15 protein-coding genes and 1 pseudogene are annotated in these 18,329 nt (G+C 68.1%); 5 read left to right on the top strand and 11 right to left on the bottom strand.

Features of this window, described 5'->3' with window-relative positions; translation table 11 throughout:
* Positions 1–3: 3 nt before the first annotated feature.
* The 8 genes and pseudogenes from IAG39_RS06735 to IAG39_RS06700 all read right to left on the bottom strand — a co-directional run bounded on the left by IAG39_RS06735 (position 4) and on the right by IAG39_RS06700 (position 8,743).
* Entirely contained in the window at positions 4–420 is a 417-nt protein-coding gene (locus IAG39_RS06735; RefSeq protein ID WP_059380220.1) for a phage holin family protein, read from the bottom strand.
* Positions 421–489: 69 nt separating this feature from the next.
* Positions 490–807, bottom strand: a complete 318-nt coding sequence (locus tag IAG39_RS06730; protein WP_013395739.1) for a YqjD family protein — start codon at positions 805–807, stop codon at positions 490–492.
* A gap of 83 nt (positions 808–890) precedes the next feature.
* On the bottom strand, positions 891–1,616 hold the full coding sequence (locus IAG39_RS06725; RefSeq protein ID WP_373429137.1) for a hypothetical protein: 726 nt from the start codon (positions 1,614–1,616) through the stop codon (positions 891–893).
* Positions 1,617–1,744: 128 nt separating this feature from the next.
* On the bottom strand, positions 1,745–4,474 hold the full coding sequence (locus IAG39_RS06720) for a nitrate reductase (RefSeq protein WP_205736612.1): 2,730 nt from the start codon (positions 4,472–4,474) through the stop codon (positions 1,745–1,747).
* Between the two features lie 21 nt (positions 4,475–4,495).
* Positions 4,496–5,698: pseudogene (locus tag IAG39_RS06715) on the bottom strand (NAD(P)/FAD-dependent oxidoreductase); the annotation flags it as partial.
* 8 nt (positions 5,699–5,706) lie between these two features.
* Positions 5,707–6,582, bottom strand: a complete 876-nt coding sequence (locus IAG39_RS06710) for an ABC transporter ATP-binding protein (protein WP_118933870.1) — start codon at positions 6,580–6,582, stop codon at positions 5,707–5,709.
* A gap of 4 nt (positions 6,583–6,586) precedes the next feature.
* Positions 6,587–7,417, bottom strand: a complete 831-nt coding sequence (ntrB, locus tag IAG39_RS06705; RefSeq protein ID WP_059380223.1) for a nitrate ABC transporter permease — start codon at positions 7,415–7,417, stop codon at positions 6,587–6,589.
* A 24-nt stretch (positions 7,418–7,441) separates the two neighbouring features.
* Positions 7,442–8,743, bottom strand: coding sequence for a CmpA/NrtA family ABC transporter substrate-binding protein (locus tag IAG39_RS06700; RefSeq protein WP_118933869.1), 1,302 nt, complete (start codon positions 8,741–8,743; stop codon positions 7,442–7,444).
* 395 nt (positions 8,744–9,138) lie between these two features.
* Between IAG39_RS06700 and IAG39_RS06695 the strand changes: the two genes are divergently transcribed.
* Together IAG39_RS06695 and cysG are read left to right on the top strand one after the other, a co-directional pair.
* Complete coding sequence (locus tag IAG39_RS06695) at positions 9,139–9,723, top strand: ANTAR domain-containing response regulator (protein WP_059380225.1); 585 nt, start codon at positions 9,139–9,141, stop codon at positions 9,721–9,723.
* Between the two features lie 103 nt (positions 9,724–9,826).
* On the top strand, positions 9,827–11,242 hold the full coding sequence (cysG, locus tag IAG39_RS06690; protein ID WP_118933868.1) for a siroheme synthase CysG: 1,416 nt from the start codon (positions 9,827–9,829) through the stop codon (positions 11,240–11,242).
* Between the two features lie 70 nt (positions 11,243–11,312).
* On the opposite strand, the gene upp is transcribed toward cysG, so the two are convergent.
* From upp to IAG39_RS06675, 3 genes are all read right to left on the bottom strand, one after another.
* The gene (upp, locus tag IAG39_RS06685) at positions 11,313–11,951 is read right to left on the bottom strand and encodes a uracil phosphoribosyltransferase (protein WP_054451547.1); all 639 of its coding nucleotides are present in this window, start codon (positions 11,949–11,951) and stop codon (positions 11,313–11,315) included.
* A gap of 186 nt (positions 11,952–12,137) precedes the next feature.
* On the bottom strand, positions 12,138–13,586 hold the full coding sequence (gene dacB / locus IAG39_RS06680) for a D-alanyl-D-alanine carboxypeptidase/D-alanyl-D-alanine-endopeptidase (RefSeq protein ID WP_118933867.1): 1,449 nt from the start codon (positions 13,584–13,586) through the stop codon (positions 12,138–12,140).
* 99 nt (positions 13,587–13,685) lie between these two features.
* On the bottom strand, positions 13,686–14,843 hold the full coding sequence (locus IAG39_RS06675) for an ABC transporter substrate-binding protein (RefSeq protein ID WP_059380228.1): 1,158 nt from the start codon (positions 14,841–14,843) through the stop codon (positions 13,686–13,688).
* Between the two features lie 236 nt (positions 14,844–15,079).
* On the opposite strand from IAG39_RS06675, the gene IAG39_RS06670 reads away from it, so the two are divergent.
* From IAG39_RS06670 to tgt, 3 genes are all read left to right on the top strand, one after another.
* Entirely contained in the window at positions 15,080–15,895 is an 816-nt protein-coding gene (locus IAG39_RS06670) for an IclR family transcriptional regulator (protein ID WP_059380229.1), read from the top strand.
* Positions 15,896–16,029: 134 nt separating this feature from the next.
* On the top strand, positions 16,030–17,088 hold the full coding sequence (gene queA, locus IAG39_RS06665) for a tRNA preQ1(34) S-adenosylmethionine ribosyltransferase-isomerase QueA (RefSeq protein ID WP_118933866.1): 1,059 nt from the start codon (positions 16,030–16,032) through the stop codon (positions 17,086–17,088).
* Positions 17,085–18,221: a tRNA guanosine(34) transglycosylase Tgt gene (gene tgt, locus IAG39_RS06660; RefSeq protein WP_118933865.1), complete on the top strand. Its 1,137-nt coding sequence runs from the start codon at positions 17,085–17,087 to the stop codon at positions 18,219–18,221. Before queA ends, tgt begins: the two co-directional genes overlap by 4 nt.
* Positions 18,222–18,329 lie beyond the last annotated feature (108 nt).

Here is an 18,329-nt window from a genome sequence, read left to right as displayed (position 1 = left end):
GTTTCAGCCCTCCTCGCGCCGGCGCGCCTGCGCTTCGTCGTCGTCTTGCGCGTCGCGCACCCGCTCCAGCAATTCGGCGTCGCGCCCGAGTTCCTCGAGCGTGGCGGCGAATGGCGGCGCGCCGTAGACCAGCCCGCGGCGCACTGCAACCAGCAAGGCCACACCGACCAGGCCATAGAAGCCCGCCAACAGGCCCAGGGCCAGGTAGCGGTCTTCAGTGGGCCAGAACGCCACCGCGACCGTGACGGTGAAGACCAGCACCGCCAGCGTCAGGAACAGCAGCGCAGCAAACGCCATGCCCAAAAGCTTGAGCAAGCGCGCTTTTTCATCCGCCGCTTCCAGCGCCAGCAGTTCCAGGCGCGTGCGCAACAGCCCGACCACGCTGGAGGCAACGCCGAAAACAGATTTTCGTAGACCCATGGCTGAAAAGGACGCCGGGCGGGAAGCGCGGTCTTGCGCCCGCGCCGCCCGCCCGGATGTCCTGCCCTATCAGCGGCGGCTGATCAGCAAGCCGAGCAGCAGGCCGGTCACGCCTGCGATGCCGATGGCTTGCCAGGGATTGTCGTGCACGTAGTCGTCGGTCGCGCGGGCAGCCTTGCGGCCGCGTTCCAGCACGGCGTCCTGCGCTTCGTACAGCGCTTCGCGCGTGCGCTTCAAGGACGTCAGCGCGCGGTCGCGCAATTCGTTGGCCTTGTCGCCGGTGCTGCTGGCGGCTTCGCGCAGCAGGCTTTCGGCGTCATTCAGGCTGGACTTGACACTGTCGATGAGTTTTTCTTTTGCGACTTCTTCGGATTTTCTCGTGGCCATTATTTGAGCTCCTGTTGTGTGTCAATGACGGAACCATCATACCAGCCGCCATGCGGGAGACACGGCGCGCTTGCTACGGTGTGCTACTTGATTTGCGTAATCTCAACGGCGGATTTGACGCCGCCCTGATCGATGTCCTGCTTCATCACCAGATTGATCGCCGGACAGTACCAGTCCGTCACGGTGGTGTTCATGCCCGGGATGGGGATCGTCAGGCCCTGAAACGTGGCCATGGTGGGATCGGAATTGCGGGTGTAGGTGATCGGATGGCAAGACTGCGAGCCCAGCGCGGTATTCACCGCAGCCTTCTGCCCCACGGTCTTCTCACCGATGCGCACCGTGGTGCTGGGCTGGCCGCCGACGGGCGCTTCCTTGCCGATCTTCAAGCGGAACGACGAGCCAGGCAATTTCTGGCCGGCGCTGAGCTTGCCGTCATAGGCGAAGAGACCCAGCATGCGCAGGTCGAACTGGCCTTCGGAAGGCTTGGGCGCCTCGCCCGCGGTGGCATAGCGCAGGAAGGTGGCCTGGCCGCCCTTGACCGTCATCAGGTAATCCAGCTTGGACTTTCCCGGGGGCAGGCCCGCATAGCTGAACGTGGCCACGCCCTGCACGCGCGCGCGGCAGTTGTCGCCATTGCTTTTTGTAACTTCGGCGAAAGACAGGTCGGCGCCCAGCGCCAGATTGCCGGTGCCCGTCAGTTGCACCGTGCCGCCGTCATGCATGAACTGCGCATCGCACACGCCGGCCTGCGCCGCGGCGGCCGCGCCCAGCGCGCCCGCCGTAAAAATCAGGGATGCCATTTTTCGCATCGTCACAAGCCACTCCATGAATCCGGATGAAAACCGCCCGCGCCTGGCGCATGGCTGGCTTGATACTACACCGGTTGCGAGACGCGGCGCGTGTCGGAACGTGTCGGCCGCGACCACGCTGGCAGCGGCTACGCCGGCGCGGCGGCGGGCGCGGCGCGGCCGATCAGGACCTGGATCTCCGGCACGCAGGAACCGCAGCCAGTGCCGCAGCCCAGCGCAGTCTTCAAGGCCGCCAGATCGCAGCCCCGGGCGATACCGGCAAGAATCGCGGCCTCGCTCACGCCGTTGCAGACGCAGACTGCGCGCGAGCGGACCGCGCCCGCAATCCGTCCGGTCAGCAGCGCCGCCACGCTGGCCGGCGCGTCACCGCCGCCGGCCCAGGACAACAGCGCATCCTGCGCCCGCAGATCACCTGTCAGCAAAAAGCCGCGCAAAGCGCCTTGCTCCACCCTCACCCTGCGCATCTGGCCGCGCGCGGGATCGTCGAAAGCCACGTCGGGCAGGTGCAGGTCCAGCGCATCCGCCATCGCATCCAGGACCTCTGCCGGCGGCGCGGCGCAGGCCGCCAGGCGCATCCGCACGCCACCCGCGCCCGCCGGCAGGACCACCGCGTAATCGAAGCGTCCCAGCCAGGGCGCCAGCCGCGCGCGCAACATGGCGCTGTCGCCCTGCAGCCAGCCCGCGGCCTGCCATGGCAGGCCTGCCGGTACGGCCGACACGGCGCTGTGCTTGAGTTCCGGCTGGCGCGAAATGGGATCGGCGGCCGGGTTGGTCAACGCGTTCACTCCCAGCCCCGCCATGTAGGCGCTGCCCCAATGCATGGGCAGGAACACCTGTCCCGGCGTCAGCGTATCGTCCGCCTGCACGGGTAGCACCACACTACCCCGGCGCGACGCCAGCCTGGCCAGCGCGCCCGGGTCCAGCTTGAGCCGGCGCATGTCCTCGGGATGCATGGACACCCAGGGTTCCTCGACATGCTGCGTCAGCACGCGGGCCAGCGACGTGCGCGCCATGGTGTGCCAATGGTCGCGCAGGCGGCCGGTGGTGAGCCGCAGCGGATATTCCGGCGTAGCGGCTTCGACGACCGGACGGTAATCCACGTCGCAGAAACGGGCGCGTCCGCTGGCCGTGGGAAACACGCCATCGGCATACAGGCGCGCCGTGCCCTGACCTTGCCGGTACGGCCATTGCTGCGGTCCGTACGCATGCAGCGCCGCATAATCCAGCCCGCTGTAGTCCAGGTCCCGGCCCGCCGTGGTGCGGGCATGCTCGGCAAAGACCTCGCTTTCATCCCGGTAGTCGAACAGCGCCGCCTTGTGCGGGGCCATGCGGGCAGCCAGGCGCAGCGCGACCGCCTGCGCCAGCCGCCAATCCGGCTGCGCGTCGCCGGGCGGATCGATCGCCGCCCGCACCCGGCTGATGCGGCGCTCCGAGTTGGTCACGGTGCCGGACTTCTCGGGCCAGGTGGCAGCGGGCAGCACCAGATCGGCGTAGGCCAGGGTTTCGGTGCCCGCGTACGCCTCCTGCACGATGACAAACTCGGCGCGCTCCAGCGCAGCGCGCACCCGGGCCTGATCCGGCAGGGACTGCGCCGGGTTGGTGGCCGCGATCCACAGCACCTTGATGCGACCTTCGCGCGCCGCGTCGAACATATCCAGCGCGGTGGCGCCCGGCGCCCGCGGCAAGGCGTCCACGCCCCACAGCGCGGCGGCCGCCTCGCGGTCGGCCGCCGACGCGGGATCGCGATGGCCCGGCAGCAGCGTGGCCATGCCGCCCGCCTCGCGCCCGCCCATCGCGTTGGGCTGCCCCGTCAGCGAAAACGGTCCCGCGCCCGGCTTGCCGATCTGCCCGGTCGCCAAATGCAGATGTATCAGGGCGGCGTTCTTGTCGGTGCCGCTGGCCGACTGGTTCAAGCCCATGGTGTAGAGCGACAGCGCCGCGCCGGCCGCGCCGAACCAGCGCGCCGCCTGGACGATGTCCTCCGCCGGCACGCCGCAGATCTCCTGCGCGGCTTGCGGGGTGTACCGCCGAGCGCGCGCCATCAGGGGCTCGAAGCCTTCCGTATGCCGCTCGATGTAGCCGTGATCCAGCAGCCCCTCCTGCTCCATGACATTGAGCATGGCGTGGAACATGGCCACATCCGTGCCCGGCGCCAATTGCAGGTGCAGGTCGGCGAAGGCCGCGGTATCGGTACGCCGAGGATCCGCGACAATGACCTTCATGCCTGGACGCCGCGCCCGCGCGGCCTCCAGCCGCCGGAACAGCACGGGATGCGCATAGGCCATGTTGGAGCCGGCGATCAGCACCGTGTCGGCCAGATCCAGGTCCTCGTAGCAGGCCGGCGGCGCGTCCGCGCCCAGCGTGCGCTTGTAGCCCGAGACCGCGCTGGACATGCACAGGCGCGAATTGGTGTCGATGTTGTTGGTGCCGGCCAGCGCGCGGGCCAGCTTGTTGAAGACCGCGTAATCCTCGGTCAGCAACTGCCCCGACAGGTAGAAGCCCACGGCGTCCGGGCCATGCCGCGCAATGGTGTCGGCCAGCTTGGCCGCCGCGATATCCAGCGCCTGGTCCAGCGCGATGGCGCGCTGGGGGTGGGCGCGCGTCTCGCGCCATTGCGCCGACAGCACGCGCGCGCCGTCGCGCCGCACCGTGTCCGCCAGCGCCAGGCCCTTGCTGCAGAGCTTGCCATGGTTGGCCGGATGCTGCTCGTCGCCGCGCACGCGGAGCACCGCGCCATCGCGCGTTTGCACCCGCACGCCGCAGCCGGTGCCGCAATAGCAGCACACCGACGCCACTTCGCGCACGCCTTGCGGCGCCGCGTCCACGCTATCGATCAGGCCAGCCATGGGCGCATCCATTTCCTATTCCTCCGCGGCGCCTTCGCCGTGCATGAGCCGCTCGCGCAATGCGCCGATGCGCCGGCCCTCGCGGATCAGGCGCACATACCAGGCGCTATCCGCCGTGTCGCCGTACAGGCAGGCGCCCACCAGCTTGTCGTCGCGGATCACCAATTTCTTGTAGACGCCGCCTGGCGTATCGGCCAGCGTGATCGACTCGGTCTGCTGCCCGCCGGCAAAATCGCCAGCGGAAAACAGATCGATGCCGGTGACCTTGAGCCGCGTCGACGTCACGCTGCCTTCGTAGCGGCCGATGCCGTGCAGCGCCAGATGGTTGGCCGCCACCTTCGCCTGTTCGTACAGGGGCGCGACCAGGCCGTAGGCGGTGCCGCGATGGCTGACGCATTCGCCCACCGCGTAGATGCGCGGGTCATAGGTCTGCAAGGTGTCGCTGACCACCACGCCGCGGTCCACATGCAGGCCGCAGCGCTCGGCCAGTTCGGTGTCGGGCCTGACGCCCACCGCCATCACCACCAGGTCCGCCGCAATCTCTTCCCCGTCCGCGAAGCGCAGCGCGCGCACCCGCCCGTCGGCCCCTCCCAGGATCTCGCGGGTCTGGCGCCCCAGCAGAAACTTCAGGCCGCGCACTTCCAGCCCGCGGCGCAGCATGGCCGCGGCGCCGCCGTCCAGCTGCCGGTCCAGCAGCGATGCCCCCAAATGCACCACGGCCACATCCATGCCGCGCGCAGCCAGGCCGTTGGCGGCCTCCAGGCCCAACAGGCCACCGCCTATCACCACCGCGTGCCGGTAGCGCGAGGACGCCTCTATCATCTGGTTCACGTCGCCGATATCGCGAAAGGCGACGACGCCGTCCAGATCGCTGCCCGGCACAGGCAGGATGAACGGCTTCGAGCCGGTGGCCAACAGCAGCCGGTCGTAGGGCGTCTCGGACCCATCGTCCGCCAGCACGATGCGCCGGGCGCGGTTGACGCCCACGACCTTGCGGTTCAACAACAGGCGGATGCCGTGGCGGAGGTACCAGTCCTCATCGTTGAGCACGATATCCCGCAAGCTCTGTTCGCCGCTCAGCACTGGCGACAGCAGGATGCGGTTGTAGTTCGGATGCGGCTCGGCGCCGAATACCGTGATCTCGTACAGATCGGGCGTCAGCTTCAGCAGTTCTTCCAGCGTGCGTATGCCCGCCATGCCGTTGCCGACCACCACCAGCTTCTGCTTCGCCTCCATGACGGCCCCTACGCGGCTGCGCGCGATGCCCCGGCCTCGGCCAGCGGCTGCGGGTCGGCATCCAGCGCCGCGTTGGCCTGGAGCGCCGCCTGCGAGCGCTCGGGGTTGCCATGGCGGCGGTGCAGGAAGTCCACCACCGCGGCCCGGCACGCCAGATAGGCCGCGTCATTGGCCAGCCGCACGCGGTCGCGCGGACGGGACAACGGCACGGGCAGGATTTCGCCGATGGTCGCGGCCGGACCGTTGGTCAGCATCACGATGCGGTCGGACAGCAGCACGGCTTCATCGACGTCGTGCGTGACCATGACGGTGGTGGTGCGCGTCTTGGCGACGATCTTCAGCAGTTCGTCCTGCAGGTGCGCGCGGGTCAGCGCGTCGAGCGCGCCGAAGGGCTCGTCCATCAGCAGCACGCCCGGCTCGATCGCCAGGGCGCGCGCAATGCCCACGCGCTGCTTCATGCCTCCGGAAATCTCGCGCGGCAGCTTGTTCTGCGCCGGCAACAGGCCCACCAGGTCCAGCGCCGCGCGTGTGCGCTCGACCAACTGCGGGCGCTTCTCCTTGGCGCCGAACACCCGCTCCACCGCCAGATATACGTTCTGGAAGCAGCTCAGCCAGGGCAGCAGCGAATGGTTCTGGAACACCACGGCGCGGTCCGGGCCGGGGCCGGTGATCTCGCGTTCCGCGCACAGCAGCACGCCGCTGGTGGGGCGGGTCAGGCCGGCGATGAGATTGAGCAGGGTCGATTTGCCGCAGCCGGAATGGCCGATCAGCGTGATGAACTCGCCCTGCTCCACGGTCAGGTCTATGTCGCGCAGCGCCACGAAAGCGCCCTTGCGGGTATTGAACGTCTGGCCCACGCGCTCGATGCGTACGTATTTCTTCATGGCGCTATTCCTCGGTGTAGGTGTAGCGGCGGGCCAGGGCAACCAATAGAGTTTCCAACAGCAGCCCGACGATGCCGATCACGAAAATGGCGATGACGATGTGCTCCACCTTCAGGTTGTTCCACTCGTCCCAAAGCCAGAAGCCGATGCCCGTGCCGCCCGTCAGCATCTCCGCGGCCACGATCACCAGCCACGCAGTGCCGATCGACAGGCGCACCCCGGTCAGCATGTAGGGCAGCACGGCAGGCAGCAGCACCTTGGTGGTCACCTTCCATTCCGACAGGTTCAGCACCCGCGCCACGTTCAGATAGTCCTGCGGCACGCGCGCCACGCCGACCGCGGTGTTGATGATCATCGGCCAGATCGAACAGATGAAGATGGCCCAGATGGCGGCCGGGTTGGCCGCCTTGAACAGCAGCAGTCCAAGCGGCAGCCAGGCCAGCGGCGACACCGGCCGCAGCAGGCTGACGATGGGCGAGAACATCGCCCGCACCGCCGCATAGCGGCCGATGGCGAAACCCGCGGGGATGCCGACCAGCGCGGCCAGGCCGAAGCCGAGCGCCACGCGCTGCAGCGATGCCAGCAGGTTCCAGCCTATGCCCTTGTCATTGGGGCCGTTGTCGTAGAACGGATCGGAAAACAGTTCCACGGCGGCGCGCCAGGTCACGCCCGGCGTGGGGATTTCCGGTATCCGCATCGCCACCACCTGCCACACCAGCACAAACAGCGCGAAGCCCGCCACGGGCCCCACCACGGCCCGCAGCGCGGACTCCAGACGTTCGCGCCAGAGGGCGAGGAGTTCATCGCCGCGGCTCATACTCGTTGCGTCAGACATTGCATGCCCCTTTTGTATCGGCGCTCAGGCCCGGACCTTGAATCCGTCGGCGTAGGCGGCAGGATTGCTGCCGTCCCAGACCACGCCGTCGATGAGTTTCGAAGTGCGCATCTCGCTGGGCGGCAACGCCGCGCCGGCGGCCTGCGCGGCCTGCTTGTAGAGGTCGATCCGGTTGATCTGTTTCGCCATCGCCAGATAATCGGGATGTTCCTTCAGCAGCCCCCAGCGCTTGTGCTGCGTCAGGAACCACATGCCGTCGCTCAGGTATGGGAAATTGGCGGCGCCGTCGGCGTAAAAGCGCATGGCGTGCTCGTCCGTCCAGCTTTTCCCCAGCCCATCGTCGTAGCGGCCCAGCATGCGGTCGACGATGCCGCTGGCGTCCGTATTGACATAGGACTTGGCCGCGATGGTCTCGGCGGTTTTCTGGCGGTTGGCGGGCGAGGCGTCTATCCACTTGCCGGCCTCAAGAATGGCGGCGGTCACCGCGCGCGCCGTGTTCGGGTGGCGCGATACGAAGTCGGCGCTCGTGCCCAGCACCTTCTCGGGGTGATCGGTCCAGATGCCCTGCGAAGTGACGGCGGTGTAGCCGATCTTGTCCAGGATGGCGCGCGCGCCCCAGGGCTCGCCCACGCAATAGCCGTCCATGTTGCCCACGCGCATGTTGGCGACCATCTGCGGCGGCGGCACGGTGATGACCTTGGCGTCCTTCATGGGATGGATGCCGTAGGTCGCCAGCCAGTAATACAGCCACATCGCGTGCGTGCCGGTGGGAAAGGTCTGGGCAAAGGTGTATTCACGCTTGTCGGACGCCATCAGCTTGGCCAGCGATTCACCGTCGCGCACGCCCGCCGCCAGCAGCTTGTTCGACAGCGTGATGGCCTGGCCGTTCTGGTTCAGGCTCATCAGCACGGCCATGTCCTTCTTCGGCCCGCCTATGCCCAGGTGCACGCCGTAGACCAGGCCGTACAGCACGTGGGCCATGTCCAGTTCGCCGTTCATGAGCTTGTCGCGCACGGCGGCCCAGGACGCTTCCTTGGACGGCGTGATCGTCACGCCGTGCTTCTTATCCAGGCCCAATACCGAGGCCATCACGACCGAAGCGCAATCGGTCAGCGGAATGAAGCCGATCTTGACCTCGGTCTTCTCGGGCGCGTCGGTGCCGGCGGCCCAGGCGCCGGCCCGCACCAGCGGATCGACCAGCGACAGCAGGCTGGCGCCGGCCACCGCGCGCGCCGTGCCGCAAAGCCATTTGCGGCGCGCGGCGTTGGCGCTGAGATCCCCGCCCGCGGCGGCGTCGGTGGAGGGACTATGGGTCGATGGCGTCATGCATGGCTCCTGGCAAAAAAAAACGTCCCGCGCGCCATGGATTTCCATCCAGTGGCGCTGCGGAACGTCGTTGTCCCTTGCCGCTGATTGCGGCGCGTTGCGTGGGCCGACCTTCGTTGGCCGCCCGCTTCCACTGAAGCAAATGGCGTGCCAGAAAGAATGGGATATTGCCTGGCTCGCCGCCAGGCCGCGCCTGCACTAGCGCTGCTCCGCATCGCGCCGGGCCAGCGGGCAAGGCATGAAACGGGGTGCGAACCAACTTGGTGCACCGTCGGTTGCGGCAGCGCACCATCCATGTGCCAGGCGCGCTCCGGCGCTGTGCGCACCGACTGGCCGTCGTCGAAGAATGCGATGGCATGGAACTTGCATGACAGGAAGCATCAGAGGGGAATCTCATGCTCAAGGTCATGCTGCTCAACGATGGCGAAGGACGCGCGGCGTCGCTGCGGCAGACGCTGGCCGCAGCGGGCGTACATGTCGTGGCCGAAATGGCGCCGGACATGGATCTGGCCGCCGCCATCGCGCAGGCCGCGCCCGACGTGGTGCTGATAGACAGCGACGCCCCCGGCCGCGACACGCTGGAGAACGTGTGCGTCGCCAGCGAACACAGCGACCGCCCGGTCGTGATGTTCACCGACAACGGCAACCGCGAAACCATACGCAGCGCCTTGCGCGCCGGGGTCGCCGCCTACGTGGTGGGCGACGTGCCTGCCGGACGCATCGAGCCGCTGCTGACGGTGGCGATCGAGCGCTTCGCCATGGAGAAGTCGCGGCGCGAAGAACTGCGCGACGCGCAATTGCGTCTGGCCGACCGCCAATGGGTGGAAAAGGCCAAGGGCATCCTGATGAAGGCGCGGTCGATTTCCGAGGATGAGGCCCACGGCCTGTTGCGCCAGCGCGCGATGCAAAGCCAGAAGCGGCTGGGCGAGGTCGCCCGGGAGGTCGTGGAGATGAGCGCCTGGCTGGGCAAATCCACTTAATGAGCTTTGGTTATATGGAACAAAGAAATCAAAAGTTGTGGGGATGAAGCCCCCTTCCTATGATCCAACGACACTATGCCGGGTACGCCCGAGGCTGGCATTCATGAAGCTTTTCCCGATTTTTGCCGATCTGAAAGACAGGCTGGTCCTGGTGGTGGGCGGCGGCGGCGTCGCCGAACGCAAGACGCTGTCGCTGCTGGAAGCCTCCGCCGACGTGCTGGTGGGCGCGCCGGAACTGACGCCCGCCCTGGCCGCGCTGGCCGCCGAAGGCCGCATCCGCCATTTGTCCGGCCGCTTCGATCCCGCCTGGCTCGACGAAGTCTGGCTGGCGGTCGCGGCCACCGACGACCGCGAGACCAACGCCGCCGTCTCGGAGGCCGCCGCCGTCCGGCGCATCTTCAGCAACGTGGTGGACGATCCCGAACTGTCGTCCTTCCAGGTGCCGTCCATCGTCGACCGCTCGCCGGTCATCGTCGCGATTTCCTCGTCCGGCGTGGCGCCGGTGCTGGCGCGGCGCATCCGGGAACGCATCGAATCGCTGTTCGACCACACCCTGGGCCAGTTGGCCGGGCTGGCCGCCAGCTATCGCAAGCGCATCCGCGCCAGTCATCCCGACCTGGGCGCGCGCCGCCGCTTCTACGACTGGCTGCTGGACGGCCCAGTGGCCGGCTTCCTGCGCCAGCAGCAGCCGGCCCAGGCCGAAGCCGCGCTGGCGGCGGCATTGGCGGCGCCGCGGGCGCCCGACGCCGGCAGCGTGGTGCTGGTGGGCGCTGGCCCCGGCGACCCCGGCCTGCTGACGCTGAAGGCATTGCGCGCGCTGAACGAGGCCGACGTGATCCTGCATGACCGCCTGGTAAGCGCCGACGTCATGTCGCTGGCGCGCCGCGACGCCGAGCGCGTATCGGTCGGCAAGCTGCCCGGCGAGGACCACAACGCCACCCAGGCCCGCATCCACAGGCTGATGGTCGAGCACGCGCGCGCCGGCCGCCGCGTCGTGCGGCTCAAGGGCGGCGACGCCTTCATCTTCGGGCGTGGCGGTGAGGAACTGGAATACCTGCGCACGCACGGCGTGCGCTATGAAGTAGTGCCCGGCATCACCGCCGCGCTGGCCTGTGCCGCCTATGCCGGCGTTCCGCTGACGCACCGCGAACACGCCCAGTCCGTCCGCCTGGTCACCGCGCATTGCCGCGAAGACGAGGACAACCTGGACTGGCCCGCGCTGGCCCGTGAAAAACAGACCCTGGCCTTCTACATGGGTGTGGGGCAGCTGGATCTGCTGACCAGCCGCCTGCTGGCCCACGGCCGCTCGGCGGACACGCCGTTCGCGCTGATCGAGAACGGCAGCCGGCCCGAGCAACGGGTGTTGTCTGGCGCGCTGGAGCAATTGCCGGCGCTGGCCGCCGAGCACGCGATCCGTTCGCCGGCGCTCTTGATCGTGGGCGAGGTGGCGGGATTGGCTTCGCAATTGCAGTGGTTCGGCCAGCACCTGGACGGACGCATGGAGCGTCTGGCGGCCTGAGGGGCCGTGGGCCCGATGCAAAACGCCAGCCTGCGGGCTGGCGTTTTTTTTCGTGGCCGTACCCCGGCCGCTATTCCGTCTTCTGCGTCGTGCCGAAAATGCGGTCGCCGGCGTCGCCCAGGCCCGGCATGATGTAGCCGTGCTCGTTGAGGCCGTCGTCGATGGACGCGGTGTAGATGTGCACGTCGGGATGCTTGGCCAGAACCGTATCGATACCGACCGGCGCCGCTACCAGCACCAGGGCGCGGATTTCCTTGCAACCGGCGCGCTTGAGCAGATCAATGGCGGCGACCATGGAGCCGCCGGTGGCCAGCATCGGGTCGACGATCAGGGCCAGGCGCTGGTCCAGTTCACCCACCAGGCGTTCCAGGTAGGTATGCGCTTCCAGCGTTTCTTCGTTGCGGGCCACGCCCACCACGCTGACCTTGGCGCCCGGAATCAGGCTGAGCACGCCGTCCAGCATGCCGATGCCGGCGCGCAGGATGGGCACCACGGTGACTTTCTTGCCGGCGATCTTTTCGACCTGCACCGAGCCGCACCAGCCCTCGACGGTGGCGGGCGCCAGCGGCAGGTCCTTGGACGCTTCATACGTGAGCAGCGCGCCCACTTCCTGCGACAGCTCACGGAAGCTCTTGGTGCTGAGGTCGGCGCGACGCATGATCCCGAGCTTGTGGCGGATCAGCGGATGGCGGATTTCGTGCACGGGCATGTGCGTAACTCTCCAGAGTATTGATAGACAGGGTATTCGCCTCAGGCGGAACCATGACGGCGCGGCGCGCTTTGCATCGCCCCGCCGTCGAGCCACATTTGAGGATCGTAATCGGTTTGGAAGGGAATTGTTATTGACCGCCCGCAGGATGATCCGAAGATTCGCGCCGGCGAGGCGCAGGCATGGTCATTGTTCAGCGAGCCAGGCGATCAGGGCGTCGTCGAAGGCGCGCACGGCGCCGGCCTGTTCGTGGTTGACAATGCTGACCACCACGTAGCGCTTGCCGCTGGCGCCCAGCACGTAGCCTGCGATGGAACGCACGTCGCGCAGCGACCCGGTCTTCAGGTGGGCCATGCCCAGGGTGCCATCGCCCTTGAGGCGGCGGCGCACCGTGCCATCCACCCCCGCGATCGCAAAGGATGAAATGTACTCGGGCATGACCGGCGAGTTCCAGGCCACGGTCAGCATCGACGCCAGGCTGTCGGCCGACACCCGCGCGTCGCGCGACAGGCCGGCGCCGTTGTCGATGACCAGCTCGGGCATATCCAGGCCCTGCTTGGCCAGCAGCCCCTTGGCCACGGCCTCGCTGCTGGCGACGGTGGCGGGCCGGCGGCCGCGCTCGGCGCCCAGGGTCAGCAGCAAGGTGCGCGCCATGACGTTGTTGCTGCGCTTGTTGATCTGGCGGATCGCCTCGGCCAGCGTGGGCGAATCGTGCGAGGCCAGCACCACCGCGTCAGGCGGCACCATGCCGGAACGGACCTGGCCCTTGAAAGTGCCGCCCAGCTCCTTCCAGAGCATGCGGAACACTTCGGTGGCGTAGTCGGGCTGCGACAGCGCCAGGCGGTACAGGCTGAATTCGCCGCAGGAGCCGGCCACCTTGCCATTCACGCGGATCGTGACGCCCTGCTGGGTGATCAAGGGTTCGGTCGTCACCACGGGAGGCCCGGGGCAGCGGGCATCGCTCCATTCGACGCGGCCCTCGATCTTCAGGCCCGGCAGCGGCGGATCGATCAGCGGCACCCATTTATTGGCGGCGGGGTCCGGCGTGAACAGCAGCCGCATTGCGCCAAAACCCACCATCAGGGCATCCGGGCTGGCGTTGTAGGCCCGGTCCGGGGCGCCGTCGAAAGCGCCTGGGTCGGTCGCGACCTGGCCGAAGATGCTGCGGTCGATGACCAGGTCGTTGATCTGCTTGACGCCGCGCAGGCGCAGTTCGCGCAGCAGCACCCACAGGTCCTGCAGCAGGAATTGCGGATCGCCGCCAGCCCGCAGGTATAGCGGGCCGCTCAGCACGCCCTTGGCATCGGGCCGCGCGCCGGGCGCCGTCATGAATTCGGTGCGCCAGACATAGTTGGGTCCCAGCTCGGACAGCGCGGCCCAGGTCGTGACCAGCTTCATCACCGAGGCGGGATTGCGCGACTCCTTGGCATTCAGCGCCGCCAGGCGCGGCCCGCCCACTTCCTGCACCACCAGGGACAGGGAGCTGTCGGGCAGCTTGCTGGCTTTCCAGGCGTTCACCACGTTGGGCGGCAGGCCGGGCACCTGCGCCCAGGCCGCGCCCGCCACCACGGCCAGCAGCCCGCCGGCCAGCCATCGCTTCAGCCCGCCCCTACGCTTATATGCTTGTCCCGTCATGCCACGCCCACCCGGTTGCTCGTCCTGCAAAACCGAGAGCATACAAAACCTGGGGCGCTTGCGGGCGGCGCGGGCCTGCAAGCGCTCCCGTGGAGCGCTTTATTTTTGAAGGCGCCACTTGCCCGAAGCCACGGTCGCCATCACCAGCGCCCGCTCGTCCAGCCCGTTGTGGTCGGTGGGACTCATGTTGACCACGCCTGTCGCGGTGGGCAGGTTCTTGACGTTCTCCAGCGCGTCGCGCAGCGCCGCCCGGAATTCGGGCGTGCCGGGCTTGGCCGTCTTCAGCGCCACCGGGATGGCCTGCTGCAGCAGGAGGCCGACGTCCCAGGTGTAGGCGGCGAACAGGGACACGCTGCCCGCGCCGTTGGCCGCCTCATACTTCTTGGCGAAGGCCTGGGCGGTGGACTTGACGGGGTTGGTGTCCGGCAGCAGGTCGGCGACCATTACCGGCCCCACCGGCACCCAGGCGCCCTCGCAGGCGTCGCCACAGACCCGCAGGAAGTCGTTGTTGGCCACGCCGTGGTTGAAGTAGATCTTGCCCTTGTAGCCGCGTTCGCGCAGCGCCCGCGCCGGCATCGCGGCGGGCGTGCCGGAGGCCCCGACCACCACGGCGTCCGGCGCCGCGCCGATCACCTTCAGGGTCTGGGCCACGGCGGACGTGTCGGTGGGCGCGAAGGCTTCCTTGCCCACCACCTCGATGCCGTGCTTCTTGGCCGCCTTCTCGATTTCCACCCAGAAGGTCTCGCCCAGCGCGTTGTTGAAGCCGATGAAGGCCAGCTTCTTCACGCCATTGGCCGCCGCGTGGCGCGCGATGCCCTCGGCCATCAGCGAATCGGAGTGCGGCGTCTTGAACACCCAGCGGCGCTTGTCGTCGACCGGCTCGATCAGCCGCGCCGAAGAAGCCAGCGTGATCACCGGGGTGGCGCCGCTGGCCACCGTGTCCAGCATGGCCATGGTGTTGGGCGTGGTGGTGGACCCGACGATCAGGTCCACCTTGTTCTCCGAGATCAGCTTGTGGGAATTGCTGACGGCGCGGGTGGTGTCGGAAGCGTCGTCCAGCACCACGTACTCGACCTTGACGCCCCCGATCTCGGTGGGCAGCAGGCTGATCGTGTTGCGTTCGGGGATGCCCAGCGAGGCCTGGGGACCGGTGGTGGACAGCGTGGCGCCGATTTTCACCTGGGCCAGCGCGGGCGTGGCGCCCGCTGCCAGCAGGGCGGCCAGCGCGGCGGCCATGAGGGTACGACGAGGGGTCATGCGGAGTCTCCTTGGATACGCGGATGTCTTATGCTTTGCGCCGATCCGCTACGGCGTGGAACTCTGTTTATACGGCGGGGAACCCGGCGGGCGGGCACCTCGGGGGGCCCGCTGCGGGTTTGTCCGCACGGCCTCGCAGCGCGGCGCGGCTGCGTTCTTGCTGGTCTCCACGTTGCCAGTGACTGGCAAGCGCTGTATTTTTTAGTGATACACGTATTCTAATAAGAGACAAACTCATGTCAACAGATAGCAGCACGGGGATCCAATCAGCCGAAATCGCCCTGGACGTGCTGACCCGGCTGGCCGAACTGGGCGGCGCCCTGTCCGTGTCCGAGCTGGGCCGCAGCCTGGACATGCCGCGCGCCAAGGTGCACCGCTACCTGGTGTCTCTGGAGCGGCGCGGCTATGTGGAACAGGACGCGGCCAGCGCCCGCTACCGGCTGGGCCCGCAGGCGCTGCACACCGGACTGGCGGCGCTGGCCGAAGTGGATTTCGTGAAACTGGCGGCCGGCAGCCTGGACGGCCTGAGCGCCGCCATCGGCCAGACCGTGTTCATCGCGGTATGGGGCCAGCACGGCCCCACCATCGTGCAATGGCGCGACGCGCGACTGCCGGTGACGGTCAACGTGCGGGTGGGCTCGGTGCTGCCGCTGCTCAACAGCGCCACCGGCCGGGTCTTCGCCGCCTGGCTGCCCGAGGCCCTGGCCCTGCCGCGGGCACTGTCCGAATGGGAGGCGCTGCAAGCGCATGATCCCGAGGCCGCCCGCATGCTGGATGCGGCGGAACCGCCCGCCGATCTGGCCGCCGCGCTGCGCCGCCAGTGGCAGGCGACCCGCAAGCGCGGTTACGCCAGCGTCAGCGGCCACCTGCTGCACGGCATCAATTCGGCCTCGGTGCCGGTGCTGGATGCGCAGGGCCATCTGGCCGGCGCCATCACCAGCCTGGGACTGCACGGGGGATTCGACCTGTCGGCCGACGGCGAACCGGTGCGGGCGCTGACGGCGGCGGCGGCGGATTGCTCGCGCCGGCTGGGCTGGAGCCCGGCGCGCTGAACGCAGCCGGAGCGGCCATCCGTCCCCCGGCCGGGCAGCCCGATCCTGCGGCCGCTTTACAATACAGGGTTGCCCCGGGCCCGCCTGGCCCGTTTTCGCCCTCTTTTTGCCGCCCTTGCCGGACGGATAGCCGCGTGACCCAGTCCCTCACCGTTGCCGATTTCAATTACGAACTGCCGCCCGAGCTCATCGCCCAGGCGCCCGCCGCCGAACGCACCGGCAGCCGCCTGCTGCACCTGGACGGCGCCGGCCAGCTGCACGACCGGCAGTTCGCCGACCTGGCCTCGCTGCTGCGTCCGCAAGACCTGCTGATCTTCAACGACACCCGCGTCATCAAGGCGCGCCTGAACGGCCACAAGATCACCGGCGGCAAGATCGAAGTGCTGGTCGAACGCATCACCGAACCCGACCGCGTCCTGGCCCACGTGCGCGCCAGCAAGTCGCCCGGTCCGGGCATGGTGCTGCGCCTGGCCGACGCCTTCGACGCCACCGTGCTGGGCCGCGAAGGCGAACTCTTCGACATCCGCTTTCCCGGCCCCGTGCTGGATCTGCTGGACGCGCACGGCGCGACGCCGCTGCCGCCCTACATCACGCACGAGGCCGACAGCGGCGACGACGAACGCTATCAAACCGTCTACGCGCGCGAACCCGGCGCGGTGGCCGCGCCCACCGCCGGCCTGCACTTCGACCAGCCCACGCTGGATCGCCTGGCGGCGATGGGCGTGGAACGCGCCTTCGTCACGCTGCACGTGGGCGCGGGTACCTTCCAGCCGGTGCGCGTGGACAATCTGGCCGATCACATCATGCACGCCGAATGGTTCACCGTGCCGCAAGCCACGGTCGACGCGATCGCCGCCGCCCGCAGCCGCGGCGGCCGGGTCATCGCCGTCGGCACCACCAGCGTGCGCGCCCTGGAATCCGCCGCCGCCCAGACCGAAGGGCGCACCGCCCTCGGCCTGCCGCTGGCCGCCGCCCAGGGCGACACCCGCCTCTTCATCACCCCCGGTTACCGGTACCGCGTCGTCGACGCCCTGGTCACCAACTTCCACCTGCCCCAGTCGACCCTGCTGATGCTGGTGTCGGCGCTGGCCGGCGTAGAACCCATACGCCGCGCCTACGCCCACGCCGTCGCCGAGCGCTACCGCTTCTTCAGCTATGGCGACGCCATGTTTATCGAGTCCCCCGCCCCATGACCGGACTGAATTTCGAACTGCTCGCCACCGACGGCGGCGCCCGCCGCGGCCGCATCACGCTGAACCACGGCGTGGTCGAGACGCCCATCTTCATGCCTGTTGGCACCTATGGCAGCGTCAAGGCCATGATGCCGCACGAACTGAAGGAAATCGGTTCGCAGATCGTGCTGGGCAACACCTTCCACCTGTGGCTGCGCCCAGGCACGGAAATCATGGAAAAGCACGGCGGCCTGCATGGCTTCATGCAGTGGGACAAGCCCATCCTGACCGACTCCGGCGGCTTCCAGGTGTTCAGCCTGCAAGGTATGCGCAAGATCACCGAGGAAGGCGTCAAGTTCGCTTCCCCGATCGACGGCGCGCGGCTGTTCCTGACGCCGGAAGAATCCATGCGCATCCAGCGCTCGCTGAATTCCGACATCGTCATGGTGTTCGACGAGTGCACGCCCTATGAAATCGACGGCCGCCCCGCCACCGTCGAAGAAGCGGCCCGCTCCATGCGCATGTCGCTGCGCTGGGCCCGCCGCTCGCGCGAGGAATTCGACCGCCTGCAGAACCCCAACGCCCTGTTCGGCATCGTCCAGGGCGGCATGTACGAAGCCCTGCGCGACGAGTCCCTGGCCGGGCTGCAGGACATCGGCTTCCACGGCTACGCCATCGGCGGCCTGTCGGTCGGCGAGCCCAAGGAAGACATGATGCGCATCCTGGCGCACGTCACGCCCAAGCTGCCGGCCCAGGCGCCGCGCTACCTGATGGGCGTGGGCACGCCGGAAGACCTGGTCGAAGGCGTGAGCCGCGGCGTGGACATGTTCGACTGCGTCATGCCGACCCGCAACGCCCGCAACGGCTGGCTGTTCACGCGCTTTGGCGACGTCAAGATCCGCAACGCCAAGTACCGCGACGACACCCGCCCGCTGGACCCCAGCTGCAACTGCCATACCTGCGCGAATTTCTCGCGGGCCTACCTGCACCATCTGCAGCGCGCCAATGAAATCACCGGCGCGCGCCTGAACACCCTGCACAACCTGCATTTCTATCTGACCATCATGAAGGAAATGCGCGAAGCCATCGCCGAAGGCCGCTTCGACGCCTGGCGCGCGCAGTTCGCGGCAGACCGGGCGCGGGGGGTGGATTAGAATTTCAGGACCTATATACAATAGTCGGCTTGCCCTATCCATGGCTCGCGCGGGGATGGGCGCATAAAAACACTAGATACAAACACCCAAACAGACTAAACGCAGGAG

Source organism: Achromobacter xylosoxidans (assembly GCF_014490035.1).
GTDB lineage: Bacteria > Pseudomonadota > Gammaproteobacteria > Burkholderiales > Burkholderiaceae_B > Achromobacter > Achromobacter bronchisepticus_A.
Note: the sequence above shows the minus strand (reverse complement) of the source record. Positions and strands in the feature narration are given on the sequence as shown.

Bases quoted from the DNA above. Each gene is read 5' to 3' on its own strand.
- IAG39_RS06730 (WP_013395739.1), bottom strand. From the start codon at position 807: ATGGCCACGAGAAAATCCGAAGAAGTCGCAAAAGAAAAACTCATCGAC.
- IAG39_RS06720 (WP_205736612.1), bottom strand. From the start codon at position 4,474: ATGGATGCGCCCATGGCTGGCCTGATCGATAGCGTGGACGCGGCGCCG.
- ntrB (WP_059380223.1), bottom strand. From the start codon at position 7,417: ATGTCTGACGCAACGAGTATGAGCCGCGGCGATGAACTCCTCGCCCTC.
- cysG (WP_118933868.1), top strand. From the start codon at position 9,827: ATGAAGCTTTTCCCGATTTTTGCCGATCTGAAAGACAGGCTGGTCCTG.
- upp (WP_054451547.1), bottom strand. From the start codon at position 11,951: ATGCCCGTGCACGAAATCCGCCATCCGCTGATCCGCCACAAGCTCGGG.
- IAG39_RS06725 (WP_373429137.1), bottom strand. From the start codon at position 1,616: ATGCGAAAAATGGCATCCCTGATTTTTACGGCGGGCGCGCTGGGCGCG.
- IAG39_RS06700 (WP_118933869.1), bottom strand. From the start codon at position 8,743: ATGACGCCATCGACCCATAGTCCCTCCACCGACGCCGCCGCGGGCGGG.
- IAG39_RS06670 (WP_059380229.1), top strand. From the start codon at position 15,080: ATGTCAACAGATAGCAGCACGGGGATCCAATCAGCCGAAATCGCCCTG.
- IAG39_RS06735 (WP_059380220.1), bottom strand. From the start codon at position 420: ATGGGTCTACGAAAATCTGTTTTCGGCGTTGCCTCCAGCGTGGTCGGG.
- tgt (WP_118933865.1), top strand. From the start codon at position 17,085: ATGACCGGACTGAATTTCGAACTGCTCGCCACCGACGGCGGCGCCCGC.
- IAG39_RS06710 (WP_118933870.1), bottom strand. From the start codon at position 6,582: ATGAAGAAATACGTACGCATCGAGCGCGTGGGCCAGACGTTCAATACC.
- dacB (WP_118933867.1), bottom strand. From the start codon at position 13,586: ATGACGGGACAAGCATATAAGCGTAGGGGCGGGCTGAAGCGATGGCTG.
- IAG39_RS06695 (WP_059380225.1), top strand. From the start codon at position 9,139: ATGCTCAAGGTCATGCTGCTCAACGATGGCGAAGGACGCGCGGCGTCG.
- IAG39_RS06675 (WP_059380228.1), bottom strand. From the start codon at position 14,843: ATGACCCCTCGTCGTACCCTCATGGCCGCCGCGCTGGCCGCCCTGCTG.